The sequence below is a fragment of the Thioclava sp. F1Mire-8 genome, from assembly GCF_002213165.1.
In the GTDB taxonomy this organism is placed as follows: Bacteria; Pseudomonadota; Alphaproteobacteria; order Rhodobacterales; family Rhodobacteraceae; genus Thioclava; species Thioclava nitratireducens.
This window is the reverse complement of sequence record NZ_NBNY01000001.1, coordinates 424,381-450,850: the sequence shown is the minus strand read 5'-3', so window position 1 is coordinate 450,850 and position 26,470 is coordinate 424,381. Positions and strand designations below refer to the sequence as shown.

General features: G+C 64.6%; 24 protein-coding genes. 9 read left to right on the top strand and 15 right to left on the bottom strand.

The window, feature by feature from the left end; translation table 11 throughout:
• Position 1 precedes the first annotated feature (1 nt).
• The gene (gene gluQRS / locus B6V75_RS02130) at positions 2–850 is read left to right on the top strand and encodes a tRNA glutamyl-Q(34) synthetase GluQRS (protein WP_088718575.1); all 849 of its coding nucleotides are present in this window, start codon (positions 2–4) and stop codon (positions 848–850) included.
• A gap of 28 nt (positions 851–878) precedes the next feature.
• On the opposite strand, the gene hisI is transcribed toward gluQRS, so the two are convergent.
• A complete protein-coding gene (gene hisI, locus B6V75_RS02125) occupies positions 879–1,241 on the bottom strand; it encodes a phosphoribosyl-AMP cyclohydrolase (protein ID WP_088718574.1) in 363 nt (120 codons plus the stop codon).
• Positions 1,242–1,302: 61 nt separating this feature from the next.
• Here hisI and B6V75_RS02120 point away from each other — a divergent pair, with 61 nt between their 5' ends.
• Positions 1,303–1,731 carry an iron-sulfur cluster assembly scaffold protein gene (locus B6V75_RS02120; RefSeq protein WP_075774871.1) on the top strand — a complete coding sequence of 143 codons (429 nt, stop codon included), beginning with the start codon at positions 1,303–1,305 and terminating at the stop codon, positions 1,729–1,731.
• A 169-nt stretch (positions 1,732–1,900) separates the two neighbouring features.
• Here the strand turns inward: B6V75_RS02120 and B6V75_RS18905 are convergent, their stop codons facing one another.
• From B6V75_RS18905 to B6V75_RS02100, 5 genes are all read right to left on the bottom strand, one after another.
• Positions 1,901–2,023, bottom strand: a complete 123-nt coding sequence (locus B6V75_RS18905) for a hypothetical protein (RefSeq protein WP_255266459.1) — start codon at positions 2,021–2,023, stop codon at positions 1,901–1,903.
• Between the two features lie 112 nt (positions 2,024–2,135).
• Complete coding sequence (gene recG / locus B6V75_RS02115) at positions 2,136–4,226, bottom strand: ATP-dependent DNA helicase RecG (protein WP_088719366.1); 2,091 nt, start codon at positions 4,224–4,226, stop codon at positions 2,136–2,138.
• On the bottom strand, positions 4,223–6,346 hold the full coding sequence (gene ligA, locus B6V75_RS02110) for an NAD-dependent DNA ligase LigA (protein WP_088718573.1): 2,124 nt from the start codon (positions 6,344–6,346) through the stop codon (positions 4,223–4,225). The genes recG and ligA overlap by 4 nt, the downstream gene beginning before the upstream one ends.
• A gap of 88 nt (positions 6,347–6,434) precedes the next feature.
• Positions 6,435–7,148, bottom strand: coding sequence for a response regulator transcription factor (locus tag B6V75_RS02105; protein ID WP_075774873.1), 714 nt, complete (start codon positions 7,146–7,148; stop codon positions 6,435–6,437).
• Positions 7,149–7,242: 94 nt separating this feature from the next.
• Positions 7,243–7,521, bottom strand: a complete 279-nt coding sequence (locus B6V75_RS02100; protein WP_075774874.1) for a DUF1153 domain-containing protein — start codon at positions 7,519–7,521, stop codon at positions 7,243–7,245.
• A 131-nt stretch (positions 7,522–7,652) separates the two neighbouring features.
• Here B6V75_RS02100 and mnmA point away from each other — a divergent pair, with 131 nt between their 5' ends.
• Positions 7,653–8,789, top strand: coding sequence for a tRNA 2-thiouridine(34) synthase MnmA (gene mnmA, locus B6V75_RS02095; protein WP_088718572.1), 1,137 nt, complete (start codon positions 7,653–7,655; stop codon positions 8,787–8,789).
• A 127-nt stretch (positions 8,790–8,916) separates the two neighbouring features.
• Here the strand turns inward: mnmA and B6V75_RS02090 are convergent, their stop codons facing one another.
• A complete protein-coding gene (locus B6V75_RS02090) occupies positions 8,917–9,288 on the bottom strand; it encodes a phasin family protein (RefSeq protein ID WP_075774876.1) in 372 nt (123 codons plus the stop codon).
• 171 nt (positions 9,289–9,459) lie between these two features.
• Between B6V75_RS02090 and B6V75_RS02085 the strand changes: the two genes are divergently transcribed.
• Positions 9,460–10,461 carry a ligase-associated DNA damage response exonuclease gene (locus B6V75_RS02085; protein WP_088718571.1) on the top strand — a complete coding sequence of 334 codons (1,002 nt, stop codon included), beginning with the start codon at positions 9,460–9,462 and terminating at the stop codon, positions 10,459–10,461.
• Positions 10,458–12,032: a cisplatin damage response ATP-dependent DNA ligase gene (locus tag B6V75_RS02080; RefSeq protein ID WP_075774878.1), complete on the top strand. Its 1,575-nt coding sequence runs from the start codon at positions 10,458–10,460 to the stop codon at positions 12,030–12,032. The genes B6V75_RS02085 and B6V75_RS02080 overlap by 4 nt, the downstream gene beginning before the upstream one ends.
• Here B6V75_RS02080 and B6V75_RS02075 read toward each other — a convergent pair.
• The gene (locus B6V75_RS02075; RefSeq protein ID WP_088718570.1) at positions 12,029–13,900 is read right to left on the bottom strand and encodes an alpha/beta fold hydrolase; all 1,872 of its coding nucleotides are present in this window, start codon (positions 13,898–13,900) and stop codon (positions 12,029–12,031) included. The two genes, B6V75_RS02080 and B6V75_RS02075, sit on opposite strands and share 4 nt — an antisense overlap.
• A gap of 502 nt (positions 13,901–14,402) precedes the next feature.
• Here B6V75_RS02075 and B6V75_RS02070 point away from each other — a divergent pair.
• From B6V75_RS02070 to B6V75_RS02055, 4 genes are all read left to right on the top strand, one after another.
• The gene (locus B6V75_RS02070) at positions 14,403–15,881 is read left to right on the top strand and encodes an MFS transporter (RefSeq protein WP_088718569.1); all 1,479 of its coding nucleotides are present in this window, start codon (positions 14,403–14,405) and stop codon (positions 15,879–15,881) included.
• 68 nt (positions 15,882–15,949) lie between these two features.
• Positions 15,950–16,432, top strand: coding sequence for an Lrp/AsnC family transcriptional regulator (locus B6V75_RS02065; RefSeq protein ID WP_075775114.1), 483 nt, complete (start codon positions 15,950–15,952; stop codon positions 16,430–16,432).
• A 102-nt stretch (positions 16,433–16,534) separates the two neighbouring features.
• A complete protein-coding gene (locus B6V75_RS02060) occupies positions 16,535–18,010 on the top strand; it encodes an NAD-dependent succinate-semialdehyde dehydrogenase (protein WP_088718568.1) in 1,476 nt (491 codons plus the stop codon).
• 47 nt (positions 18,011–18,057) lie between these two features.
• Complete coding sequence (locus B6V75_RS02055; protein ID WP_088718567.1) at positions 18,058–19,428, top strand: aspartate aminotransferase family protein; 1,371 nt, start codon at positions 18,058–18,060, stop codon at positions 19,426–19,428.
• A gap of 21 nt (positions 19,429–19,449) precedes the next feature.
• Here the strand turns inward: B6V75_RS02055 and B6V75_RS02050 are convergent, their stop codons facing one another.
• The 7 genes from B6V75_RS02050 to bamA all read right to left on the bottom strand — a co-directional run bounded on the left by B6V75_RS02050 (position 19,450) and on the right by bamA (position 26,199).
• Positions 19,450–19,713 (bottom strand): hypothetical protein, encoded by a 264-nt coding sequence (locus B6V75_RS02050; RefSeq protein WP_088718566.1) that lies wholly within the window; start codon positions 19,711–19,713, stop codon positions 19,450–19,452.
• The gene (lpxB, locus tag B6V75_RS02045) at positions 19,713–20,864 is read right to left on the bottom strand and encodes a lipid-A-disaccharide synthase (RefSeq protein WP_088718565.1); all 1,152 of its coding nucleotides are present in this window, start codon (positions 20,862–20,864) and stop codon (positions 19,713–19,715) included. The genes B6V75_RS02050 and lpxB overlap by 1 nt, the downstream gene beginning before the upstream one ends.
• Positions 20,861–21,676, bottom strand: coding sequence for a UDP-2,3-diacylglucosamine diphosphatase LpxI (gene lpxI / locus B6V75_RS02040; protein WP_088718564.1), 816 nt, complete (start codon positions 21,674–21,676; stop codon positions 20,861–20,863). Before lpxI ends, lpxB begins: the two co-directional genes overlap by 4 nt.
• Positions 21,673–22,470: an acyl-ACP--UDP-N-acetylglucosamine O-acyltransferase gene (gene lpxA, locus B6V75_RS02035; RefSeq protein ID WP_075774886.1), complete on the bottom strand. Its 798-nt coding sequence runs from the start codon at positions 22,468–22,470 to the stop codon at positions 21,673–21,675. The genes lpxI and lpxA overlap by 4 nt, the downstream gene beginning before the upstream one ends.
• Positions 22,471–22,474: 4 nt before the next feature.
• Entirely contained in the window at positions 22,475–22,936 is a 462-nt protein-coding gene (fabZ, locus tag B6V75_RS02030) for a 3-hydroxyacyl-ACP dehydratase FabZ (protein WP_075774887.1), read from the bottom strand.
• A gap of 122 nt (positions 22,937–23,058) precedes the next feature.
• Positions 23,059–23,937, bottom strand: a complete 879-nt coding sequence (locus B6V75_RS02025; protein WP_088718563.1) for an OmpH family outer membrane protein — start codon at positions 23,935–23,937, stop codon at positions 23,059–23,061.
• 9 nt (positions 23,938–23,946) lie between these two features.
• Entirely contained in the window at positions 23,947–26,199 is a 2,253-nt protein-coding gene (gene bamA / locus B6V75_RS02020; protein ID WP_088718562.1) for an outer membrane protein assembly factor BamA, read from the bottom strand.
• Positions 26,200–26,470 lie beyond the last annotated feature (271 nt).

Here is a 26,470-nt window from a genome sequence, read left to right as displayed (position 1 = left end):
GATGATCACACGCTTCGCCCCCTCGCCAACGGGCCCGCTGCATCTGGGCCATGCCTATAGCGCGATCCTCGCGCATGACATGGCGCGCAAGGCCGGCGGGCAGTTCTTGCTGCGCATCGAAGACATCGACCAGAGCCGCGCGCGCCCGCACTGGGAACAGCAGATCTACGACGATCTACACTGGCTCGGGCTGTCTTGGGACGGGCCGGTTCTGCGCCAATCGGATCGCTTGAACCTCTATCGCGAAGTCCTTGAAAGACTTTGGGAAAGCGATCTTCTCTTTGCATGCTCCTGCACCCGCCGCGACATTGAGGCAGCCGCCTCCGCACCGCAGGAAGGCGCGCAATACGGGCCAGACGGCCTGATCTATCCCGGCACCTGCCGCGACAGCGGCGCGCGCCGACCCGGGGCTCCGCTGCCTGAAAGCGCCTTGCGTCTGAATATGACCCGCGCCGCCCGCGATATCCGCTTCGAGGAAATCTGCGCACTGCACAAAGGCACGCATCACATCTCTCGCGCCGATCTGATCGACAAGGTGGGCGATGTCGTGCTTGCACGCCGCGAGATGGGTACGTCCTATCACCTCGCCGTGGTGCTAGATGATGCCGCACAGGGCATTACCCATGTCACACGCGGCGCAGACCTGTTCGACGCCACGCAGATCCACGTGCTGCTTCAGAGACTACTCGAACTTCTCACGCCTACTTATTGCCATCACGAGCTTATCCGCGATGAGAACGGCAAGCGCCTCGCCAAGCGCGACGACGCCCGCGCGATTGCGAAATACCGCGAGGATGGGGTCACCCCGGACGAGATTCGCCGCATGGTCGGGCTACCCGCTTCCTCTTGACGGAAATATCCTTCCCGAAGAGTCGCTCTCAATCTTCCATCGGCGTGAGGATCTCGACCTCCTCGCCATCACGGATCGCGGTATAGAAGCACGACCGGCGATTGGTGTGGCAGGCCGGGCCTTCCTGCTCCACCAGCACCAGAAGCGTGTCGCGGTCGCAATCCACCCGCATCTCGCGCAGGCGCTGCACATGGCCCGAGGTCTCGCCCTTTACCCAGAACGATTGTCGCGAGCGCGACCAATAGGTTACGCGCCCTGTTTCGAGTGTCCTCGTAACGCTCTCAGCATTCATCCATGCCATCATCAGGATATCGCCGGACAGCGCATCCTGCGCGATGGCGGGGATCAAACCGTTGGCGTCATAGGTCAAGCTGGCGGGATCGAATGGCATCTGCTCTTTCCTTCCTGTGGCTCAGGTCCTATCTACGCCGGACGGGCCGAAGGGGAAAGAGATGAGCGACACTGATCTGATCAAGCTCTATTCGCAGCGCATTCTGGCGCTGGCCGCCGATATGCCGGGCACCGATCCGCTGCCCGAGCCCGACGTGACCATGCGCAAGCGCGCGCCGCTTTGCGGCTCCACAGTCGAAGTCGCGCTGACCTGCGCAGACGGCCGCGTGACCGGCTATAGCCAGACCGTACATGCCTGCGCGCTGGGTCAGGCCTCGGCTGCGATCTTCGGGGCTCAGGTCGTGGGCCGCACGCGCGATGAGATCGCGAAGCTGCGCGATCAGCTGGCCGAGATGCTCAAGGGCGGCCCTGTCCCCGATGCGCCCTTCGGCGATTATGAAGTGCTGCAAGCCGCGCGCGACTACCCCAACCGGCATGGCTCGATCCTGCTCGCCCCCGAGGCGACGCTCGAAGCGCTCGAGCAGTGCTGAGCCGCTAACCACTCTCTCCTACGCTATAAAAAAAGCCGCCACTCGAAAGAGCGGCGGCTGAAGGTTGCGCTTTACGGACAGGCGGGCCTGGGAGACAGGCAAAGCCGCGGGTTTGGGACAGGTGCGGCAGCCAAAAAGCGCGAGGCAGTAACGATGAGACAGGTCGGGCTTAGAGGAGCCCCGGCAGCCAAAGCGCCATGATGAAGCTTGCGCAAAGCGCGATGCCCCCTACGGCGTCGGCCAGCAGCGTGCTGTGATTGCGGTCGAGAAGCTCCTTGATTTCCTTGGCCATCTGGCACCTCCATTCCCTCTGTTGCTACTTTGTTCTCATAATTGACGTCGCGTGTAAAGAACTTTTTAGGAACATTTGAGAACACTGAAGGAGAACGTGAGTCGAACCGGGCTCAGCCGATGCCGATCAGGCGGATCGCGCGGTCCTGTTCCATCAGCCACAGCAGCACCCGCGTCGCCTGTCCGCGCGGGCCGCTCAGCTCGGGATCGTCGGACAGGAGCTTGCGCGCATCCGACTGCGCCACCGCCATCAGACCGGCCTGACGTTCAAGGTCCGCCACGCGGAAACGCGGCAGGCCCGACTGCGCCGTGCCGATCACATCGCCCGCGCCCCGCATGGCGAGGTCTTCCTCGGCGATGCGGAACCCGTCCTCGCTTTCGCGCAGGATCGACAGGCGGCGTTCTGCCGTCTCGCTCAACGGGCTCTGGTAGATCATCAGGCAGGTCGAGGCCGCAGCGCCGCGCCCGACCCGCCCGCGCAGCTGATGGAGCTGCGCGAGACCGAAACTCTCGGCCCGCTCGATCACCATGATCGAGGCGTTGGGCACGTTCACGCCCACTTCGATCACCGTCGTCGCGACCAGCACGCGTGTCTGCCCCTTCACGAAGGCCGCCATCGCGGCGTCTTTCTCGGCGGAGGGCATCTGGCCGTGAACCAGTCCCACGACATCGTCGCCAAGCGCCGCGCGCAGCGCCAGAAAGCGGTCGGTGGCGGAGCTCAGATCGACCCGCTCGCTCTCTTCGACCAGCGGGCAGACCCAATAAGCCTGCCGCCCCTCGGCCACCGCCTTGCGCAGATGCTCGACCACCTCTCCCATCCGCTCCATCGCGACGAGCGCGGTCTTGACCGGCGTCCGACCCGGTGGCTTCTCGTCGAGAAGGCTCACATCCATGTCACCATATTGCGCCAGCGCGAGCGAGCGCGGGATCGGCGTCGCGGTCATGACCAGCACGTCGACCGCCTGCCCCTTGGCACCCAGCTCCATCCGTTGCGCCACGCCGAAGCGATGCTGTTCGTCGATCACGGAAAGCCGCAAATCCTGAAATTCCACGTCTTTCTGAAAAACCGCATGGGTGCCCACGAGGATACCGATCGCGCCCGAGGCCAGATCGGCGAGCTTGCGCGCCCGCTCCGCCCCCTTGTCGCGCCCGGTCAGAATCTCCAGCCGGACGCCCGCCGCCTCGGCCAGCGGCGCCAGACCTTCCAGATGCTGGCGCGCGAGAATTTCCGTGGGCGCCATCATCACGCCCTGCCCGCCAGCCTCGACCGCCGTCAGCAGCGCCATGAAGGCGACCAGCGTCTTGCCCGCGCCGACATCGCCCTGCAGCAGCCGGTTCATTCGCCGCTCGGAGCCCATATCGCCCGCGATTTCGGCGATCGCGCGGGTCTGCGCACCGGTCGGCTTGTACGGCAGGCTGGCCAGAACCTGCGCCGAGAGCTTGCCCGTGCCGCGCGTCACCCGACCCTTCTTGCGCCGCGACTGGCGCCGGGCGAGCGCGAGTGTCATCTGATGCGCGAAAAGCTCGTCATAGGCGAGGCGCGCGCGCGCCGGCGCCGTGGCCGCGAGATCGTCAATCTTTTCAGGGTGATGCGCCGTTTGCACTGCGTCGCGCCAATCCGGCCAGCCCTCGCGGCGCTTGAGCGCAGCGTCGATCCATTCGGGCAGGTCCGGCGCACGCGCCAAGGCCCCCTCGGCCGCCTTCGCCATCAGCTTTTGCGTGATGCCCGCGGTGAGCGGATAGACCGGCTCGAACCGGGGCATCTCGCCCGCATTTTCGGGCGGCAGGATGTAATCGGGATGCACGATCTGCGCCTGCCCGTCATAAATCTCGAGCTTGCCCGAAATGATCCGCCGCGCCCCGTTGGGCATCTGTTTCGCGAGCCAGTCGCCCCGCGCGCGGAAGAAGACCAGCGTGATGTCGCCCTGCGCGTCATGGCATAGAACCCGGTCTGGCGCGCCCTGTTTACGCGCAGGACTATGGGCTCCGATCGTCACTTCGACGGTGACAGTAGTGCCCGCGGGCACGCCTTGCACGGTCGCAACAGGACGGCGGTCGATCACCGAATAGGGCAAGGTGAACAACACGTCGCGCGGGCGGGTGATCCCCAACCCTTCGAAATGCTTGGCCGTTTTCGGACCGACGCCCGCGAGACTGTCGAGCTCGGCGAAGAGCTCGAACAGTTCGGAGGGCCGGGTGCTCATGCGCCCCCCGCGAGCGCGATCCATTCATCCTCGTCGATGACGCGGATGTTCAACTCGGCCGCTTTCTTGGCTTTCGATCCAGCGCCCGGCCCCGCGACGAGCAGGTCGGTCTTGGCGCTGACGGACCCCGAGACCTTCGCGCCAAGCGCCTCCGCCCGCGCCTTCGCCTCGGCCCGGGTCATCTTCTCCAGCGTCCCGGTGAAAACGACGGTGAGGCCCGAAACCGGACTGTCGGATTTCGGCTTCTCGGCCTCCTCGACACTCAGATGCGCGGTGAGACGGTCGATCGAGGCGCGCTCGGCCTCTTGCTGGAACGTCGTCACGACCGAGGTCGCGAGTGTCTCGCCGACCCCGTCGATCGAGATCAGGTCGTCCCATTCCGGGCCCTGGCCGCAGTCTGCCTGCGTCATCGCGGTCTCGAACGCGTCCCACGTGCCGTAATGTGTGGCGAGCATCCCTGCGCTCGTCTCACCGACATGACGGATGCCGAGCGCGAAGATCAGGCGTTGCAGCGGAATCCTGCGTTTCTCTGCGATGGCGGCAAAGAGGTTGCGCGCCGATTTCTCTCCCCAGCCCTCGCGGTTCTTGAGCTGCTGGATGCCCTGCCCGTAGCGCTCTTCCAGCGTGAAGATGTCGGCAGGTTCCTTGATCCAGCCATCCTCGTAGAATTGCTCGACCTGTTTCGCGCCGAGACCTTCGATGTCGAAAGCCGCGCGCGAGACGAAATGTTTCAGCTTTTCGACCGCTTGCGCGGGGCAGATCAGCCCGCCGGTGCAGCGGCGCACCGCATCGCCCTCTTCGCGGATCGCCTCGGATCCGCAGCGGGGGCAATGGGTCGGAAAGTCGTAGGGCACCGCGTCTACGGGGCGGCGCGCGAGATCGACATCGGCGATCTTCGGGATCACGTCCCCCGCGCGATAGACCTGCACCCAGTCGCCGACGCGTATATCCTTGCCGCCGCGAATTTCCGCGCCCTTGGAATCGCGCCCGGCGATGTAATCTTCGTTATGCAGCGTCGCGTTCGAGACGACCACGCCGCCCACCGTCACCGGCGTCAGCCGCGCGACCGGCGAGAGCGCGCCGGTGCGACCGACCTGAATGTCGATCCCTTCGAGCTGCGTCCAGGCAAGCTCGGCGGGGAATTTATGCGCGATCGCCCAACGCGGCGTGGTCGAGCGGAAGCCGAGGCGGCGCTGCAGCGCGAGGTCGTTCACCTTGTAGACGACGCCGTCGATATCGTAGCCGAGCGTGGCGCGCTTTGCCTCGATCTCGCGGTAATGGGCGAGCATGTCAGCAGGTCCGTCGCAAAGCTCGGTCAGCGGGTTGGTCTGGAAGCCGAGGGATTGCAGCCGCGCGATGGCCTCGATCTGGGTCTCGGCCAGCGGCGCGGAAAGCTCCCCCCAGGCATAAGCAAAGAACTTCAGAGGGCGCGACGCGGTCACTTTCGGGTCGAGTTGGCGCAAGGATCCAGCAGCGGCGTTGCGCGGATTGGCGAAACGCTTTTCGCCCGCGGCCTCGTTGCGGCTGTTGAGCGCCTCGAAATCGGCATGGCTCATATAGACTTCGCCGCGCACTTCCAGCACGTCCGGCGCATCCGCGATCGAGGTCGGAATGTCGTCGATGGTGCGTGCGTTCTCGGTCACGTTCTCGCCGACCGCACCGTCGCCGCGCGTGGCGGCATGGATCAGCTTGCCCTTCTCGTAGCGGATCGAGAGCGACAGCCCGTCGATCTTCGGCTCGGCCGTGTAGTTCAGCTTTGCGTCGGATTTTAGACCGAGGAAGCTGCGGACGCTTTCGTCGAACTCGGTCACCTCCTCGTCAGAAAAGGCATTGGCGAGGCTCATCATGCGGATCGCATGGGTGATCTTGCCGAAGCCTTCCGCGAGTTGGCCGCCAACCTGTTCGGTGGGCGATTGCTCGGATTTCAAAGCGGGAAATTTCGCCTCGATCGCTGCGAGGCGTTGCTTGAGCGCGTCATATTCCGCATCCGAAATCTCGGGCGCATCATGAGTATGATAGGCGGTATTGGCCGCCTCGATCTTGGCGATCAGGCTGGGCATTTCTGCGCGGGCCTCGGCCTCGCTCAGCGCGTCGATCTCGGTGCGGCTTGGCTCGGACATGGAAAACCCCCTCGTGCTGACCTTGGTTTAGGCAAGCGCCGAGGGGGCGTAAAGAGCCGTGACGACGGAGATCGCCGGCTTTGTGAAGTCAGGCGCCCATGGCGATGCGCCGCTCCAACTCCGAAGGGTCGGGATCGCGCAGCACGTAGCCACGGCCCCAGACGGTTTCGATGTAATTCTCGCCCTCGGTGGCATCGGCGAGTTTCTTGCGCAGCTTGCAGATGAAAACGTCGATGATCTTCAATTCAGGCTCATCCATGCCGCCATAGAGGTGGTTGAGGAACATCTCCTTCGTCAGGGTCGTGCCTTTGCGCAGGCTCAGGAGTTCGAGCATCTGGTATTCCTTGCCGGTCAGATGCACCGGCTTGCCATCGACCTCGACCGTCTTCGCATCGAGATTGACCGAGATCTTGCCGGTGCGGATGATCGATTGCGCATGGCCCTTGGACCGGCGGATGATCGCGTGAATGCGCGCCACCAGTTCCTCGCGGTGAAAGGGCTTCGTCATGTAGTCATCGGCGCCGAAGCCGAATCCCTTGATCTTGTTTTCGGTATCGTCGGCCCCGGTGAGGATCAGAATCGGCGTGTCGATCTTCGACAGGCGCAGCTGGCGCAACACCTCGTGCCCGTTCATGTCGGGCAGATTGAGGTCAAGCAGGATCAGGTCGTAATCGTAGAGTTTCGCGAGATCGATGCCTTCTTCACCCAGATCGGTGCAATAGACGTTGAGATTCGCATGGGTCAGCATCAATTCGATACTGCGCGAGGTCGTCGGGTCGTCTTCCACCAATAAAATACGCATTCTGGGTTCTCCGCATTAATCCCTCGATCAGGTCGAGACTTACATCAAATGGTTAACACCGGGTTACCTTCTCACGTTTCCGCGAGGGTGCAACCTAAAGCTGTTTGAGCTTCTGGATCGCGGTCACCTTAAGCCCTTGAATCCCGTGCCTTTCGATCGCTTCGATCCAGAGGTCGAGCTCCTCGTCGGAGAGCCCGTAGCGCTCCAGCACCTCATCGCGCGAGATCAGATCATGCGCGACCGCCTGCACGATTACGGCTTTTCGGCTGGCCACCCATCTTCGGGTTTTCGGAGAAGGCAGATCGGCACGGGTCAGGATCGTGCCGTCGGCGAGGGTCACCGCGCGCGGGCCGTCGACTTTCTTGAGATACATGGGCTCACCCCTTCAAGCTCTTCACGCCGGCCACATTGGTGCGCACGCCGTTAACACTGCGTGAAACGCGGGGTTGAGAGTGGGTCGCATTTTCCTATATTGCTGCACGTCTCGTTAAAGGACGCTTCATCATGCCCAAGGATCTGCCGCTCAATTCGCTCGGTTTCGCCAAACCGCCCGCGGACACCCGCGTCGTCGTCGCCATGTCGGGCGGCGTCGATAGCTCGGTCGTGGCCGCGAAACTCGCCGAGGAAGGCTATGACGTGGTGGGCGTGACGCTGCAGCTTTACGACCACGGCGCGGCGCTGGCCAAGAAAGGCGCGTGCTGCGCGGGGCAGGATATCCACGATGCCCGCCGCGTCGCCGAGGAGATGGGCTTCCCGCATTACGTGCTCGATTACGAGAACACGTTCCGCGAGGCGGTGATCGACGAATTCGCCGACGCCTATCTGGGTGGCGCGACGCCGGTTCCCTGCATCCGCTGCAACGAGCGCGTGAAGTTCAAGGATCTGCTGGAGACGGCGAAGGATCTCGATGCCGATTGCATGGCGACGGGCCATTACATCCAGCGCAAGGACGGCGCGGCCGGGCCCGAGTTGCATTGCGCGGCCGATCCGAACCGCGATCAGAGCTATTTCCTGTTCTCGACCACGCCGGAGCAGCTCGATTACCTGCGCTTCCCGCTGGGCCACCTGCCCTCGAAGGATGCGACGCGGGAACTGGCGGCGAAATACGGGCTGGCGGTGGCCGACAAACCCGACAGTCAGGATATCTGCTTCGTGCCGAACGGGAACTACGCAAGCGTCATCGAGAAGCTGCGCCCCGGCGCCGCCGATCCCGGCGATATCGTCGACATGGAGGGCAACGTGCTCGGCCAGCATCGCGGCGTGATCCATTACACGATCGGACAGCGGCGCGGGCTCGGCATCGGCGGACTGGAAGATCCGCTTTACGTTGTGAAGCTCGACCCCGAGACGCGCCATGTCGTCGTCGGCCCGAAAGAGGCGCTGTCGACCCGCACCATCCCCGTGCGCGAGATCAACTGGCTAGGCGACGAGCCCTTCACCTCGCGCGAGGAATGGCACCTGAAGGTCAAGGTCCGCTCGACCCGCCCGCCGCGCGAGGCGATCATCCGCCCCGTCTCGGAGACCGAGGCCGAGGTCGAACTGGTCGTGCCAGAGGAAGGCGTCAGCCCCGGACAGGCCTGCGTGTTCTACGCGCCCGAGGACAGCCGCATCTTCGGCGGCGGCTGGATCTACAAGAAGTAAGCCCGCAGACTGCCCGCAAGCGGCACTGCGCGCGGCGAGCCCCTCCGGCTTGCCGCGCCAACGCGTTTTCGGATCGCTCAGACCGGCACGCCGCCGAGGCTCACCCCGTGCTTGCCGACCCGAGGCGTCACTTTTTTCCGACCGCCTTGGCGAGCGCTTCGCCCTCTTCGGTGGCAGAGCGCACCGCGCGTTCCGCGATCCCCGTCATCGAGGTGGCGAGCTTGGTCATCTCGGCGGTGTAATCGCTGGCCGTACGCTGCCAGAACTCACCCCAGAGCGTCATCGCGCGCATCGGATCGGCAGTTTCCGACAGCTGGTTGACCATCTCCTGATCACGCTCGAACCGGGCTTTCAGGAATTCGAGCAGTTCGATGTTCTGCGCGATCATCGATTCCATCATTTTGAGCTGCGGTGCCATCACCGAGCTTACCGAACCCATATCCGGCACCGGCATGCAGCCGGCCATGTTCATGCCGGGTGGGGATTTCTTCTCTGCCATGTAAGCCTCCCTTGTGACTGGATAGCGTAACCCTAACATGGGCGCGCCGAAGATCGTTTGATTTGGAACAATCGTCGCGCGAAAAGCTTGCCCTAGGGCGATTGCCGAAAATTTGGGCCGGGCGCGCGCCCTCGCGTATGCATTTCGAGCGTTACCGTAAGTGAAAGACCGATGGCCGAGCCGCTTCTGATCCCGCGCCCCGAAGGGCTCTATTGCCCGAGCGGCAATTTCTATATCGACCCGAGTCGTCCCGTGGCGCGTGCGCTGATAACGCATGGTCACGCCGATCACGCGCGCGCAGGCCACGGGCATGTACTGGCCACGCGCCAGACGCTGGAGATCATGGCGATCCGCTATGGCGAGGATTTCGCAGGACAGCGGCAGGCTTACGAGGGGCCGCTCTCGGTGGGGGGCGTGGATGTCAGCTTTCATCCGGCGGGGCATGTGCTGGGCTCGGCGCAGATCGCGATCACGCATAAGGGGCAACGCATCGTGGCCTCGGGCGATTACGCGCGCGTCGCGAACCCGTCCTGCGCGCCTTTCGAGCCGGTGCCCTGCGACACGTTCATCACCGAAGCCACCTTCGCGCTGCCGGTCTTCAAGCATCCCGATCCTGCCGAAGAGATGGCGAAGCTGATGGCCTCGATGCGCGCAGCCCCCAAGCGACCGCATCTGGTGGGCGCCTATGCGCTGGGCAAGGCGCAGCGCGTCATCATGCTCGCGCGCGAGGCGGGCTATGACGCGCCGATCTACATCCACGGCGCGCTGCAGCGGCTCTGCGACTACCACCTGGAGCAGGGCATCCCCTTGGGCGATCTGCGCCCCGCCACGATGGACAAGGCAGAGGCGCGGGAGCTGCGCGAGGCGCTGGTGATCGCGCCGCCCTCGGCCTTTTCCTCACCTTGGGTACAGCGCTTCGCCGACCCGGTGATCTCTTTCGCCTCGGGGTGGATGCAAATCCGCGCCCGCGCCCGCCAGCGCGGCGTCGAGCTGCCGCTGGTGATCTCGGACCATATCGACTGGGTGGACCTTACGCGCACGGTGCGCGAGATCGACCCGTCCGAGCTGTGGATCACCCATGGCCGCGAGGAGGCGCTGATGCGCTGGGCGGAACTGGAGGGGCGCGTGGCCCGTCCGCTCCATCTTGTGGGCTACGAGGAGGAGCCGGAATGAAAGCCTTCGCGGTCCTTCTCGAACGTCTCGCCTTTACGCCCGGGCGCAACGCCAAGATCGACGCGCTGGCCGATTACCTGCGCCACGCGCCCGACCCCGAGCGCGGCTATGCGCTTGCGGCGCTCACCGGAGAACTGGAACTGGGCCGCGCGCAACCTGCGGTCCTGCGCGCGATGGTGGGCGAACGGGTCGATCCCGAGCTGTTCGCGCTGTCCTATGACTACGTAGGCGATCTGGCCGAGACGATCGCACTCATCTGGCCGCAGGAAAACACGCCCCAGGACCTCGATCTGGTGGAGATCGTCGAGACCCTGCAGGACACGCCCAAGACCCGCGTGGGGCCGCTGATCGCCGGGTGGCTGGACCGGCTCGAGCCCTCGGAACGCTATGCGCTCTTGAAACTCGCGACCGGGGGGCTGCGCGTGGGCGTCTCGGCGCGGCTTGCCCGGGTGGCTCTGGCCTCGCTCGGCACGCCCGAACTTGAGGAGATCGAGGAAATCTGGCACGGGCTATCGCCGCCCTATCAGCCGCTTTTCGACTGGATCGAGGGCGGCGAAAAGCCCGAGCGCGCAGGTTTTGCGCCGTTCCGTCCGGTGATGCTGTCGACTCCCACCGATCTCGACGCGCTCACCGATCTGACGCCCGACGACTTCGCCGCCGAGTGGAAATGGGACGGCATCCGCGTGCAGGCCGTGGCCGAGGGCGGCGAGAGGCGGCTTTATTCGCGCACCGGCGAGGATATTTCGGGGGCGTTTCCTGATGTAGTCGCGCATATGGCATTCGACGGCGCGCTCGATGGCGAGTTGATCGTACGGCGCGGCGATCAGGTGGCGCCATTCGGCGATCTCCAGAAGCGGCTGGGGCGGAAATCTCCGGGCAAGGCGATGCTCGCCTCCCACCCGGCGGCGCTGCGGCTCTACGATATCCTGATCGCGGGCGAGGAGGACCTGCGCCCCCTGCCCTTCGAGGCCCGCCGCACCCGGCTGGAGGCGTTTGTTGCTGACCTCAACCCCGAGCGCTTCGACGTCTCGGAACTGCTGCCCTTCGACACTTGGGAGGATCTCGCCGAGTTACGCGAAGCGCCGCCCGAGGTGGTGATCGAGGGCGTGATGCTGAAACGTCGCGATACGCCCTACATGGCGGGCCGCCCCAAGGGGCCGTGGTTCAAGTGGAAGCGCGACCCGCGGATCATCGACGCAGTGATCCTCTATGCGCAACGCGGGCATGGCAAACGCTCGGGCTTCTATTCCGATTTCACCTTCGGCGTCTGGGAGGGAGAGCATCTCGTGCCCGTGGGCAAGGCCTATTCCGGCTTTACCGATGAGGAACTGCGCAAGCTCGACCGTTTCGTGCGCAATCACACGGTGGAACGCTTTGGCCCGGTGCGATCCCTGTCGCCCGATCTGGTGGTGGAGGTCGCCTTCGAGGGGCTCAACCGCTCCACCCGACATAAATCCGGCGTCGCGATGCGCTTCCCGCGCATCTCGCGAATCCGCTGGGACAAACCCCCAGGTGAGGCCGACCGGATCGAGACGCTGCGCGCGATGCTGCCCGAGGTCGAGCAGCCCTAGCGGGTCAGCACGTACGCCCCCGGCGCATCGCAGAGCGCGCGGTATTTGCGCCCCTTGCCCATCGGGGGCGGCGCGATCTCGGACCCGTCCCCGGTCTTGCGCAGCCATTTCGCCCAAGGCTCCCACCACGACCCGTCGCGGGGCGCACATTCCGAGGCCCAGTCCACGGCGGAGGGATGCGGCATGCCGGGGCGATGCTCCATCAGGCGGTAATGCGCCCGCGGCGCACCCGGCGGACGCACGATCCCGGTATTGTGCCCGCCCGAAACCAGCGCGAAATTCACCGCTCCCGGCAGAGACCATGTCAGCTTGAAGACCGAATGCCACGGCGCGATGTGATCGGCCTCGGTCGCGACGGCGAAGACCGGCGTCTCGATATCCTGCAGGAAGACCGGCACGCCGCGCGTATCCATGCGTCCCTCTGCCAGATCGTTGTCGAGAAACAGCCGGCGCAGATATTGCGAATGCATCCGGTAGGGCATCCGCGTCGCGTCGTGGCTCCACGAGGCCAGCGCGCTGTCCGTCTCGCGCTCGCCCATCAGGTAGGTATGAACCGCCTGCGACCAGATCAGATCCTTCGACTTGAGCATCGTGAAAGTGCCCGCCATAGCGGTCTTGTCGAGATAGCCCTCCTCCCACATCATATCTTCGATCAGGCTCAGCTGGTCTTCATTGGTGAACAGGCTCAGCTCCCCGGCCTCGGTGAAATCGACCTGCGCAGCCAGCATCGTCAGCGAGGCCAGCCGTTCGTCGCCATCGCGCGCCATCGCCGCCGCTGCGACCGACAGGAGCGTCCCGCCGAGGCAATAGCCCAGCCCGTGAACCTTCTCCGCACCCGTGATCGCACAGACCGCATCGAGCGCCGTCATCACGCCCTTCTCGCGATAATCGTCGAAGCCCAGATCGCGGTCGCCCTCGTCGGGATTTTTCCAAGAGATCGCGAAAACGGTAAAGCCTTGCCCCACGAGCCAGCGGATCAGCGAATTCGTCTCCTCCAGATCGAGGATGTAATATTTCATGATCCAGGCCGGCACGATCAGCAGCGGCACCGAATGGACCTTCTCGGTGCGCGGTTCGTATTGCAGCAGCTCGATCAGATCGTTGCGCAGCACCACCTTGCCCGGCGTCAGCGCCACATCGGTCCCCGGGATCAGCGTGGGTTCAGGCTTGGTATCGCCGGTGAGCGCCTTGACCGCATCCTCGCCCCAATAGCGCGCCCCGCGCAGGAGGTTCACCCCGCCTTCCTTCAACGTCCGCTCGATCACTCGCGGATTGGTCGCGATGAAATTCGTGGGCGCCACCATGTCGAGCCATTGGCGCGCGTAGAACTGCATCATCTGTTCGTGCCGGGCCTCGACCCCGCGCACGTCCGTCGTGGCGTTGTGCCACCATTGCTGGGCATGCAGGAAACTCTGCGCGTAGAGGGAGTACGGAAACTGCTGCCAGTCGGGCGCGGAGAAACGGCGGTCCTGCGGCAGCGGTTCGAGCGGCTGCGCCTCGACATCGTCGCTGCTGTGCGGCGCCATTGCGCGCAACAGGTGCATCCATTTGCGCCCGGCCTTCCAGCCAAGCTCGGCCTGTTTGCCGGGGCTGAGGGCCAGATGCGTCGCCCAATCGGCCCAGGCGAGGCTCAGCGAGATCGGAGACAGCCCGCCCTCGGCCCGGCCCATCAACGCGTGAGAGAGACGGTCGAGCGCCTCGAAGGAGGCCAGCGCCGCGCTGTGTTCCTCGGTCCGGGGCTGATCGACGCCCGCGAGCTTGCTCACCACATTGGCCGATCCCGCGCCCGCCGTCGCGCCCTTGCGCGGCGACCCCTTGCGTGACGTCCCCTTGCGCGGCGGCACCTTGTCCCCGGCCAGATCCTTCATCCCGCTGTCTCCTGCCTGTGCGATTCCACGCCAAACCTAGCGCAGAAAGCATGACATTGGTTTGACCTGACGCAAGGGAGGACGCGCCCGCGGCACCTCACGGAAAACCGGCGCGATCTCACATGAACGGGAGGCGAATGAAATATCGGAACTGCGGCATTGCTGCATCGGTTCTCCCTGCACATCTCGAGACGCAAGGGCATAGGCAAGATGGCAGGCCGGGATACGCCACCCCCGGACATCGCCGTCGAGCGCAGATGCCTCGCGACATTCGGAAAGGCCGGGTTTCTCTCTCTCCCCCTCCCTGCCCGGGTTTCCGCGACGACCTGCTTCCGGGTTCTCTCGTCTCTCCTGCCCGGAAGCAGGCCCCATCACTCCCAACTCCCCGCCCGTTCTCGGGCGGGGTTTTTCTTTGCCGATCTCACCTGCGCGATAAAGCACGGCGCTCTGCGCGCGCCCGGCGGGGTGACACCGCGCGGCAAAGTGCTAGCTATGCCCGGTCATGCTGAGCAGGCTTCGCGAAAATATCATTCCGCTGACGGTGGCGCTGTCGCTCCTGATGGAGCTGATCGACGCGACCGTGCTGGCCACCGCGATCCCGGTGATCGCGCGGGACCTCTCGGTGCCGGTGCTGTCGCTCAAGATGGCGATGGCGACCTACCTGATCGCGCTCGCGGCCTTCGTGCCGATTTCCGGCTGGATCGCGGATCGGATCGGCGCACGACGAACGTTTCTGGCCGCGATGGGTGTGTTTCTCGTGGCCTCGCTCCTCTGCGCGATCCAGACGAGCGTGACGGGGCTCGTGCTGGCCCGCGCGCTGCAGGGCATCGGGGCCGCAATGATGAGCCCGGTGGGCCGGCTCATCGTGCTGCGCCACACCTCCAAGGAGGAGATGACCCGCGCGATGGTCTATGTCACCCTGCCCGCGCTGATCGGCCCGGCGCTGGGCCCCTTCGTGGGCGCGACGGTGACGACCTTCCTTGGCTGGCGCTCGATCTTCCTGATGAACCTGCCACTGGGCGCGCTGGCGATCTGGCTGACGCTGCGCCACATGCCCGCCGACGGCCCGCCCGAGCCGAAACCATTCGATTTTCCAGGCTTCGTGCTCTCTGCCGTAGGTCTGGCCACCGTGATGACGGGGTTTTCCGCGTTGGGCGAGCATATCCTGCCGTGGCAGGCCGCAGTCGCCCTCAGCGTCGCGGGCGTGGCCCTGCTGGTCCTCTACTGGCTGCGCGCGCGCAATACGTCCGAGCCGCTTCTCGATCTGCGGCTATTCCGGCACAGGACGTTCGACGTTTCGATCACCGGCGGGCTGATCTTCCGGCTGTCGAACGGGGCGATCTCGCTTCTGCTGCCGCTGTTCTTCCAGCTGGGGCTCGGCGCTTCCGTGATGGTCTCCGGCGCACTGACCGGGTTGAACGCCGTGGGCGCGGTCAGCCTGCGGACATTCGTGCCGCGCATCCTCGATCGGTTCGGCTTCAAATGGGTGATGATCTGGGCCGCCGTCATACGGGGTGCCACGATCTTCGGCTTCCTCACCGTGACCAGCATCCATGACTGGCAGTTGATCCCGCTTCTGCTGATCGGCGGCGCCGCGCAATCGGTGGTCTTCACCGCGATCAACTCAATCGGGTTTGCCGATCTCGACCTGCGCGAGATGAGCCCCGCCACCGCCTTCACCGCGATGAGCCGTCAGGTCTCGCTTGCGCTTGGCATCGCGCTGGCGGGCGTGGTGCTGGAACTGACCGCCGGGGCGGCCGCGACCACCACCGGGGCCGAGATGATCCCGATCCACGCTTTCCTCTGGGGATTTGCCATCGCGGGTGCGACGGGACCGCTCTCGGCGCTTTATTTCATGCGCTTGCGCCGGGGCGATGCCGACGGGCTGCGTCGCAAGCGCCGGACGGTCGAGCCCTACGGCTCCTCGCGCGAACGCTTCCACGCTCCGCAGTCCAAGGAGGCGCGCGAAGCGGCCGAGTGAGCCCCCAAGAGAGCAGCCGGAAAATCGGGGATGCACAAGGCGTTGAGCCGGTGTAGCGTGGCGCCATGATCAAGCTCGACCCCCGCGATATCGAAATTCTGCGCGTGCTGGCACGCGAGGGCCGCATCACCAAGGCGGCGCTGGCCGAGAAGATCAACCTCTCGCCGACGCCCGCATGGGACCGGCTGAAAAAGCTGGAGAAGGCGGGCCTCATCGCTGGCTATCGCGCGACCTTCAACCTCAAGAAGCTCGGGCCGCATGTGACGCTGTTCGTGGCCGCCGAACTGGCCGATCACACCGCCGCCAGTTTCCAGACCTTCGAGCGGTCGCTCGATCAGCACCCCGAGGTCGTGGGCTGCTGGGCTCTGGGCGGCGGCTTCGACTACCTGATGCAGATCGTGACCCGCGACATCGACGCCTATCAGCGGCTGATCGACTCGATGCTTGACGCGCGGATCGGGATCGCGCGCTACTTCACCTATATCGTCACGAAAGAGGTGAAGAACGCCGCCATGCCGCCCTTCGACCTCTTCGCAGACCAAATGGACTGACGGTCGGCGGTATTTCAGCCCAAATGCGGGGCCCGCGCAGCCCATTCGGACTATTACCCTGTCAAAACGGGCGCAGAGTGATCTCAACCAAGGAGGTCTCTCATGCTCGATACCGCCATTTCCGCCCGCCCCGATATCGCCGACAAGCGCCTTCTGCGCAGCTTTGCCTATGTGAACGGTCGCTGGGTCGCCGGCGAGACCGGCGAGGTGATCCCCGTCACCAACCCCGCCAACTCGGAACGGCTGGGCGACATCACCGCACTCAGCCGCAGCCAGTCGCTAGAAGCCGTCGATGCCGCACAGCGCGCGTTTCTCGATTGGTCGACGACGCTCCCGCAGGAGCGCTCCGCGATTATGCGCCGCTGGTTCGATCTGATCATCGAGGCCAAGGATGACCTCGCGCGGATCATGGTGCTCGAACAGGGCAAACCGCTGAGCGAAGCTCTGGGCGAGATCGACTACGCGGCGAGCTTCATCGAATATTACGCCGAAGAGGCCAAGCGCCCGAATATCGAGGGCGTCACCTCGCATCTGCATGACGCAGAAGTGGAGCTGTGGCTCGAACCCGTGGGCGTCGTGGGCCTCGTCACGCCCTGGAACTTCCCCGCCGCGATGCTCACCCGCAAGGCTGCCGCCGCCATCGCCGCAGGCTGCACCGTAGTCGCGCATCCCTCTCACGAGACGCCCTATTCCGCGCTGGCGCTGGCGGAGCTGGCCGAACGCGCGGGCCTTCCCGCAGGCGTGTTCAACGTGCTTACCGGCCACGCCGCCGAGATCGTCGAGCCTTGGGGAGAAGACACCCGTGTTCGCGCGCTGTCCTTCACCGGCTCGACCGAAGTAGGCCGCCTGCTCTATCGCCAATCGGCTCAGACGGTGAAGCGACTGGTCCTCGAACTGGGCGGCCACGCCCCGGTCATCGTCTTCAAGGGTGCCGATCTGGACCGGGCGGTGGAAGAGGTCATCAAGGCGAAATTCGCAACCTCCGGTCAGGACTGCCTCGGCGCGAACCGCATCTATGTCGAGCGCCCCGTCTATGAAGAGTTCTGCCGTCGGTTCACCGAGGCCACACAGGCGCTGAGCGTGGGCATCGGCATGGACGACCCCGATATCGGACCGCTGATGAACGAAAAGGCCGTCGCCAAGCAGGAAGAGCATGTCGCCGACGCGCTGGCCAAGGGCGCGAAACTGGCCTGCGGTGGCAAGCGGCTCGACCGCGGCCCGCTGTTCTTCGCGCCGACCGTTCTCATGGATGTGCCCGACAGCGCGAAGATCATGCAGGAGGAAACCTTCGGCCCGGTCGCTCCGATCACCGTCTTCGACACCGAGGAAGAGGTATTCGATCGCGCCAACGCTACCGAATACGGGCTCGTGGCTTACGTCCATAGCCAGAACCCGAAACGCATCTACCGCGCCACCCGCGCGCTGCAATTCGGCATGGTCGCGGTCAACCGCACCAAGGTCACCGGCGCGCCGATCCCGTTCGGCGGCATGAAGCAGTCCGGCCTCGGCCGCGAAGGCTCGCGCCGCGGAATGGAGGAGTTCATGGAAATCAAATACGTCTGCCGCGACTGGGGCTGATCGCCCCGCCCGCCCGGACGCCCCAAGACAAGAAGAAGGAGAGAAAATTGCTGACCAATGACCAACTCGACAAGTGGGATCGCGAAAGCTTCTTCCACCCCTCGACCCATCTCGCCCAGCACGCGCGCGGCGAGTCTCCCAACCGCATCGTCACCGGCGGCAAGGGCGTCTTCATCGAGGATCGCGACGGCAACAAGCTGCTCGACGCCTTCGCAGGCCTCTATTGCGTGAACGCGGGCTACGGGCGCACCGAAATCTCCGAGGCTATCGCCGAGCAGGCGAAGGAACTGGCCTATTACCACGCCTATGTCGGCCACGGCACGGAAGCCTCGATCACGCTGGCGCATATGGTCCTCGACCGTGCGCCCGATCACATGTCGAAGGTCTATTTCGGCCTGTCGGGCTCGGATGCGAACGAGACCAACATCAAGCTGGTCTGGTATTACAACAACATCCTGAACCGGCCCGAGAAGAAGAAGATCATCTCGCGCTGGCGCGGCTATCACGGCTCAGGGCTGATGACCGGCTCGCTCACGGGGCTGGAGCTGTTCCACAAGAAGTTCGACCTGCCGCTGAGCCAGGTGGTCCACACCGAGGCGCCCTATTACTTCCGCCGCCCCGATGAGGCGATGTCGGAAGAGGCCTTCACCGCCTATTGCGCCACGGAGCTGGAGCAGCTGATCGAACGCGAAGGCCCCGACACCATCGCCGCCTTCATCGGGGAGCCGGTTCTGGGCACGGGCGGCATCGTGCCCCCGCCGAAAGGCTACTGGGAGGCGATCCAGAAAGTGCTGAACAAATACGACATCCTGCTGATCGCAGACGAGGTCGTGACCGGCTTCGGACGTCTGGGGAGCATGTTCGGCTCGGATCACTACGGCATGAAGCCCGACCTGATCACCATCGCCAAGGGCCTGACCTCGGCCTATGCGCCGCTCTCCGGCACGATCGTGAGCGACAAGGTCTGGAAAGTGCTCGAGCAAGGCACCGACGAGAACGGCCCGATCGGACACGGCTGGACCTATTCGGCGCACCCGATCGGGGCGGCGGCCGGTGTCGCGAACCTCGAACTGATCGACAAGCTGGGTCTGGTCGAGAATGCGGGCAAAGTCGGCAAATACCTCAATGACCAGATGCGCGCCGCCATCGGCGAGCACGCGAATGTCGGCGATATCCGCGGCGAAGGAATGCTCTGCGCGGTGGAATTCGTCTCGGATCGCGACAACCGCACCTTCTTCGACGCCTCCGACAAGATCGGCGCGAAGATCGCAGGCGCGATGGTCGAGCGTGGCGTGATCGGGCGCGCGATGCCGCAGGGCGACATCCTTGGCCTCGCCCCGCCGCTGTGCCTGACCGAGGCGGAGGCCGACAAGATCGTCGAAGTCACCGCCGATGCCGTGAAATCGGTGCTGGGCTAAGGCCCCTCGGCAGGGGTCGTCTTACGAGGCGAGCTCTGCCAGCCATGCGGCAATCGCCGCGCGGCTGTCGGGATCGGGCGAATGATGCGAGACGATGAAATCGTCGAGCCATTCGCGCCGCTCCTCCGGCGTCTTCGAACCGAGCGCCCAGCCGAGCCTTTCCATCAATCGCTCCGCATCGCGATGACAGCGCCCGCAGGATTGCGTGAAAAGCTGCGCCGGATCGGGTTCGGCCAAAACGCTTCCCGCCCAAAATATCAGCGTCATCACCAAAAAGACGCGCATCACGCCCTCCCGAGAAACTCCAGAACTGAACGCGCGGCACGAAGGCCGGGCGGCTCGCCGCCCTCGCCCAAACGGCGCATCACCTCTTCCATCGCGGCCATCTGCTCGTCACGCGCCGCGTCTTCTTCCAGCAACTCCAGCATCTTCGTCGAAATCTCGCGCGGCTTGCATTCGGGGCCGAGGAATTCCGGGATTACCCGCGTGTCCGAGACCAGATTGACCAGCGTCACCGTGTCGATCTTGAGCATCCGCGAGATAATATGCCAAGTCAGGAAATTCGCGTCATAGGCGATGACCATCGGCACCCGGTTCGCCGCCAGCTCCAGGCTGACAGTCCCCGAGGCCGCCAGCGCGATATCGGCGGCGGCGAAGGCCGCGCGCTTGTCATCGGCATTCTCGACCACGATCGGCGCGACCGGCCAGCGCGCCGTCATCTCGCGCACCATCGGCGCCACGCCCCGCACCGTCGGCAGCACGACGCGCAGCCCCGGCTCGCGGTCGCGCAGCTGCATCAGCGCCTCGTCGAACCGTGCCCCGAGCCGCTTTACCTCGCCGCGCCGCGAGCCCGGCAGACACAGCGCCAGCGGTTGATCCTCGCCGATCATATGGGTCTCGCGGAAGGCCGCCGCGTCCGCACCGGTCGCACGCGGTTCGGCGACGACGGGATGGCCCACGAAATCGCAACTCATCCCGGCGGCTTCCATATAGGGCGGCTCGAAAGGCAGCAGCGCGAGCACGTGATCGACCACCCGCGCCATCTTCGCCGCGCGCCCCGGACGCCACGCCCAGACCGAAGGCGCCACATAGTGGACCACCTTGAGGTCAGGCCTTTTTTCCTTCACCAGCCGCGCGACGCGAAGGCAGAAATCGGGACTGTCGATGGTGATCAGCGCTTCGGCGCCGCTTTCGATCACATGATCCGCGGTCTCGGCGATACGACGTTTCAGATGGCGGTATTTCGGCAGAACTTCCATCAGCCCCATGACCGAAAGCTCTTCCATCGGGAAGAGGCTGGTCAGGCCCTGCGCGCCCATTGCCTCGCCGCCAATGCCGGACCATTCGACGTGCGGCACGAGCTCGTTAATCCCCGCCATCAGGGCGCCGCCGAGCTTGTCGCCCGAAGCCTCGCCCGCGATGACGTAGAGCCTCATGACGCCCGCGCCCAGAGAAAGAGGCCCGCTTCCTCGGCGGCCTCGATGACCGCGTCGCGGTCGAGAAGCATCACGCCGCCCGCCTCGAAGGCGATACCGGACAGGCCAGCAGCGGCGGCGTTCTTCACCGTCTCAACGCCAATGGCGGGCAGATCGGCGCGACGGTCCTGATCGGGTTTCGGTGCCTTGTAGAAGACCCCTTTCACCGCTTTAAGATCGCCGCGCAAGCCTTTGTGGTGACGCACGAAATCAAGCATTGCGTCGGTGCCCGGCAGTGTCTCGACGGCAAGGCAAAGCCCGCGCCCAACGACCGCACCCTGACCGATATCCGAGGCCCCAAGCGCGGCCACGATTTCGGCGCCACGCTCGGCGTCGTCTTTGTCCACGGCGGACGGTTTGCCGCACAGCACCCCCGCCTCGGGCAGCAATGTCGGCACTATTTCATGCGCGCCGACGACCTCCAGATCGAACTCCTCGAAGACCTCGATCACCGCCCGCAACGTTGCATCGTCGCCGGCCTGCATCGCCATGGCGAGACGCGGCACCAGTTGCGCCGAGCGCGGATCGAACTGCTCGGGGTCGATCGCCGGTCGCTGCATCGCGCCGGCGAACACCACTCGCTCGATCCCGCGATCGGCCAGTTCGTCGAGAAACGGCACCAGCCGCTCGATCCGGAATCGCAGGTGATCGCCATCCAGATCGCAAGGCGCGCCGATCATCTCGCAAACGAGGATGTCCGGCACGGCTTCTTGCACGATCGCGGGCAGACGGCCAGAGCCGGCGATCAGCGCGGTATGCTTGCCCCCGCTCATTTGCCGGGCGTCAGGAAGCTGCGCTCGGACGGGCCGAGGATGAAGTCGAGCACTTCGCGTGCCAATTCGCCCTCGACACCCTCTTCGGAGAGGGTTCGCGCGCTTTCGCGGAAGCTGCCCTGACCGAGCGCCTCGACGGTCTTGCGCAATGCCGAGATTTCCTCGCGCGGCGTTCCACGACGCTTCAGGCCCACGAGGTTCAGCCCTTCGAGCCCGGCGCGCGGTCCTGCGACCAGCGCGTGCGGGATAACATCCGCCGTCACCATCGACAGCGCGCCGATGATTGCGCCGCGCCCGATGCGGACGAACTGGTGCACGCCCGAGAGGCCCCCGACGATCACGTCATCGCCCAGCACGCAATGCCCCGCCACCGCGACCGAATTCACCAGAATGACCCGATCGCCCAGCTTGCAGTCATGCGCGACGTGGCACGACGACATGAAGAGCCCGTCATCGCCGATCTCGGTCAGCCCGCCGCCGCCCTCCGTGCCGGTGTTCATCGTCACGTATTCGCGGATGCGGTTGCGCTTGCCGATCTTCAGCCGCGTCTTCTCGCCGTTGAATTTCAGATCCTGCGGGATCTGCCCGAGCGAGGCGAAAGGAAACACCTCCGTCTCGTCGCCGATCTCGGTCGCGCCTTGCACGACGACATGGCTTTGCAACGACACGCCGCGGCCGAGCACGACCTCGGGCCCGACCACGCAGAACGGACCGATCCGGCAGTCCGGACCGATCACCGCCCCGGGCTCGACCACCGCGGAGGCGTGAATCTGCGCGCTTGGGTCAATGCTCATGCATTCAGCCCTGAAGGTCCATCATCGCGGTGAACTCGGCTTCGGCGGCCAGTTCGCCATTCACCGTACCCCGGCCCTCGAATTTCCAGATCTTGCCGCCGCCACGCTTCACGGAGACGTGCAGCTCCAGCACGTCGCCCGGAACCACCTTGCGACGGAACTTGCACTTGTCGATACCCATGAAATAGGTCAGCAGCGGCTTGTCGATCACGTCGAGCGAAATCCCCACGACGACCGCCGAGGTCTGCGCCATCGCCTCGACGATAGTGACACCGGGCATGATCGGCTCTTCCGGGAAGTGGCCCTGGAAATGCGGCTCGTTCGCGGTGACGTTCTTGATTCCGACCGCGCCCTTGTTCGGAACGATGTCACGCACCTTGTCGATAAGCAGGAACGGATAACGATGCGGAATGATGCGCTTGATGAGCGACAGATCGGCTTCGGTATAGGGGGCGGGTTCGGTCATGAGCTGTCCTCGTTCTCGGGCAAATTGCGCCTGCGGCCGCATTAGGGCGCCGCATCACGCAATCGTCGCTTTTGGCTTGTTGCTAGCAATCGCGGCCTCGCTTGGCAAGCAGCGCGCGCCTGCTATTGCCCCGGCTTGGTGTCCGTCGGAGTGGCCTGAGTACCATCTACCACCGGCAGACCGAGCGGTAATCCGGGCGCATCGCGGGTCGCCCCGTCCAGCGTGGAATTGCCGTTGCCCTTGGGCTTCGTGTTCGGCGTCGTATCCACGAAAACGCCTGCCTCACCACTCGAATCCGTCGTCGCGCCATTCGCAGGTTGATCCGGAGCGGGCTGGGAAGGCGCCGCCTGATCCGAAGGCGCGGGCGTATCGGTCGCCGCACCCGCGCTGTCATTGGAGGCGGGCGGGACCAGCGGTGTCACGCGCCCGGCCCCGTCGCCGATTTCCTTATCGACCCGCGCGCCGAGTTCCTGCGTCACGTCGGCCTGCGCGAGCCCGCGGATGATCGCGCGGGAATCGAGCACCACGACCGCACCGCGCGCCCGCAGTACCTCGTCGAGCAACGGCACCACCGTTTGCACGAAGGTCTGGTGCTCTTGATTGAGCTGGCGCTGGATTGCATCGGCCTTGGCCTTCTGGGCCTGACGAATATCGGTTGCCCGCTTGTCGAACGCATCGGCGGCTTTCTGGAACGCGTCCGAAGGCATCGTCAGCCGCTCCTCGGTGAGCTTTCGCTCCTCCGCCTCGAGCTGACTCGCGATCCGGTCGTTTTCCTTGCGCAGCGCGCTCGACGCGGCCTGAATCTCGGATTGCACTCGCTTGCCCCACAGCGAGTTGTCGTAAAGCTTCTCCCAATCGAGGGTCAGAACCGCGCTCTGTTGTGCGCGCGGCCCCAAGGCCTGCGCGTCGGGAGTCTGACCTGCCGATTGCGCGACAGCCGCGCCGGGCCCGAAGGCCAGCGCGGCTGCGATAAGGGTGGCGGAGATACGGCTCAGACGCATCGCGCGCCCTTAGAACTGCGTGGAAAGAGACAGATCGAAGTTCTGCGTCTTGTCGTAGCTTTCTTTCTTGATCGCGCGCGAGAAGTTCAGACGCAGCGGACCGATCGCCGATTTCCAGAACAGCGATACACCGACCGCGGAACGGACATGCATCGAGTCGTCGACCTCGTTACCGCCAGTGCCGTTGGTGTCATCCAGACCCCAGACGGAGCCAACATCCCAGAACACACCGCCGGTGATGCCGTACTCTTCGGGCAGACCGATCGGGAACTCCGCTTCGACCTTGCCGACCCAGTAGTAGTTGCCGCCGAGCGCGTCTCTGTTCGCTGCATTGAGATCACGCGGACCGATACCGTAGCTCTCGAAGCCGCGGATCTGGCTACCCGAGAAGCGTTGCAGGATCGTCGAACCACCCGTGGCGTCGACCGCACCACCTTCGAGCGAGGCGCGCAGCGTCGCTTCCTCGTTGAAGATCTTGCGCTCGCCGACAATCTTCGCGGTGGTCTGGCCACCTTTCACGTCACCGCCCACGCCCCAGAACTGCTGGTCGACGTTGAAGCGCCAGGTGAAACGCGGGTCGATCTGTTCGCGCGAGGTGTCGTAGCTGTAGCGCAGACCCGGGCCGCTGTACCGCTGCGAACCCTGGTTGGTTTCTTCACGCTGCAAGATTTCTGAGGAGTCGGTCGGCACGTTGTTCAGCGTGTCTTCGCCGATCTTGTAGCTCACCTGCAGCCGGCCGCGCTCGGAGACCGGGAATTCCAGCGCCGGTTCGATGCTGATACGGCGCGTGTCGTAATTGGTGTTCGTGGCCGAGCTGGACGTCGCATAGATCGCCGAGAATTTCAGCGCCACGTCACGGCCGAGGAAAGCCGGCTCGACGAAGCGGATGCTCGAGCTGTTGTTGTCCTTGGTCGTTCCGAGCGACAGGCCGAGATATTGCCCGCGGCCGAGGAAGTTCTTCTCTTCCAGCGAGGCGTTGAAGCCGATCCCGTCGGTCTTGGAATAGGACGCGCCGAAACCGAGCGAACCGGTGGGCTGCTCCTCGACGTTCACGTCGACCACGACCTGATCGGAGTTGCTGCCCGGCTTGGTGTTCACGTCGACCGACTTGAAATAGCCGGTGCCACGGATCCGGTCAGCCGCGTTCGAGATCTCGCGCGGGTTGTAGGGGTCGCCTTCGACGGTGCGGAATTCGCGCCGGATCACCCGGTCGAGCGTCGCCGTGTTGCCTTCGATGTCGATGCGCTGCACGAAGACGCGCGGGCCACGGACCAGAACGAAATCGACATTGACCGACTGCGTGCGCGGGTCTTCGGTGATGCGGGGATCGACGCGGACAAATTGCACGCCCTTCTTGATCGCAAGCTGTTCCATCCGGGTCACGGCCAATTCGATCGCCTTTGGCGAGAAGGTCTGACCTTGGCGGATCTTGGTGAGCGGCGCGAACTCGTCAGGCGCAAGCCCGTCGATCTCGGAGCTCGTGTTGATCGCGTTGAAGTGGTATTTCTGCCCTTCGATGATGTTGAAGGTCATGAAGAACGCATCGCGCTGACGCGACATCTGCGAGGACACGCCGGTGACCTGCACGTTCTTGTAGCCGCGCGCCTGGTAGAACTCGATCAGTTTCTGACGGTCGACCGGAATGCGGCTTGCGTTGAACGTGTCGTTCTTCACGAAGGTGCGGAAAATCCCCGCCTGCTTCGTCTCGAGCACCTGACGCAGACGACGATCCGAGAAGGAGCGGTTGCCAGTGAAAGTGACACGTTCGATCGAGGTGACTTTGCCTTCCTTGATCTCGAAGGCCACGTCGACGCGATTGTTGTCGCGGCGAATGACCTTCGGCACGACACGCGCGGCCATGCGGCCATCCTCGGAATAGGCACGCGCCAGACGCTGGGCGTCGGCTTCGATCTGGGCGGGATTGTAGACGCGGTTCGGCTTCGCCTGAATGATCGCGGCGAGCTGCGCATCCTTGATGATCTTGTTGCCTTCGAAATTGATCACGCTGATCGTCGGATATTCCGTCACGGCGATCTTGAGCGTGTTGCCCTGCGGCGTGATCGCAACGTTCTCGAACAGGCCGGAATTCGTCAGGCGCTGGTAAGCCGCGTTCAGATCGGCGGCGGTGACGGGCTGATTGCGGGCGATTCTGGCGAAGGACAGAATCGTCGCCGCGTCGACGCGCTCGTTACCGGTGATGACCACCTGCGAGAAGCTGTATTGCTGCGCCTGAGCGATCACGGGAACCGCGAGGCAACTCATTGCAACTGCTGGAAATACTACGCTGGCCCGCAGTGCCTTTCGCGTCGCACAGAGTCTCAGCATAGTTTGCACGCTCATCGACATCGCCCTCTCCCGCCGGAAGTTCACTTTTCCCTTTGGTTAGGGTGGTAGCGAAGGGCGTAACCGATGTCAAAGCTGGGATGACCCCTCGGCCCCGAGATTTTGTGGACCGCGATCATCTTGCCACGAAGGAAAGGGCCGCGAAGGCGGCCCCGGGATCAAGGAAGAACGGATTTTGCGGGCGTTGCGC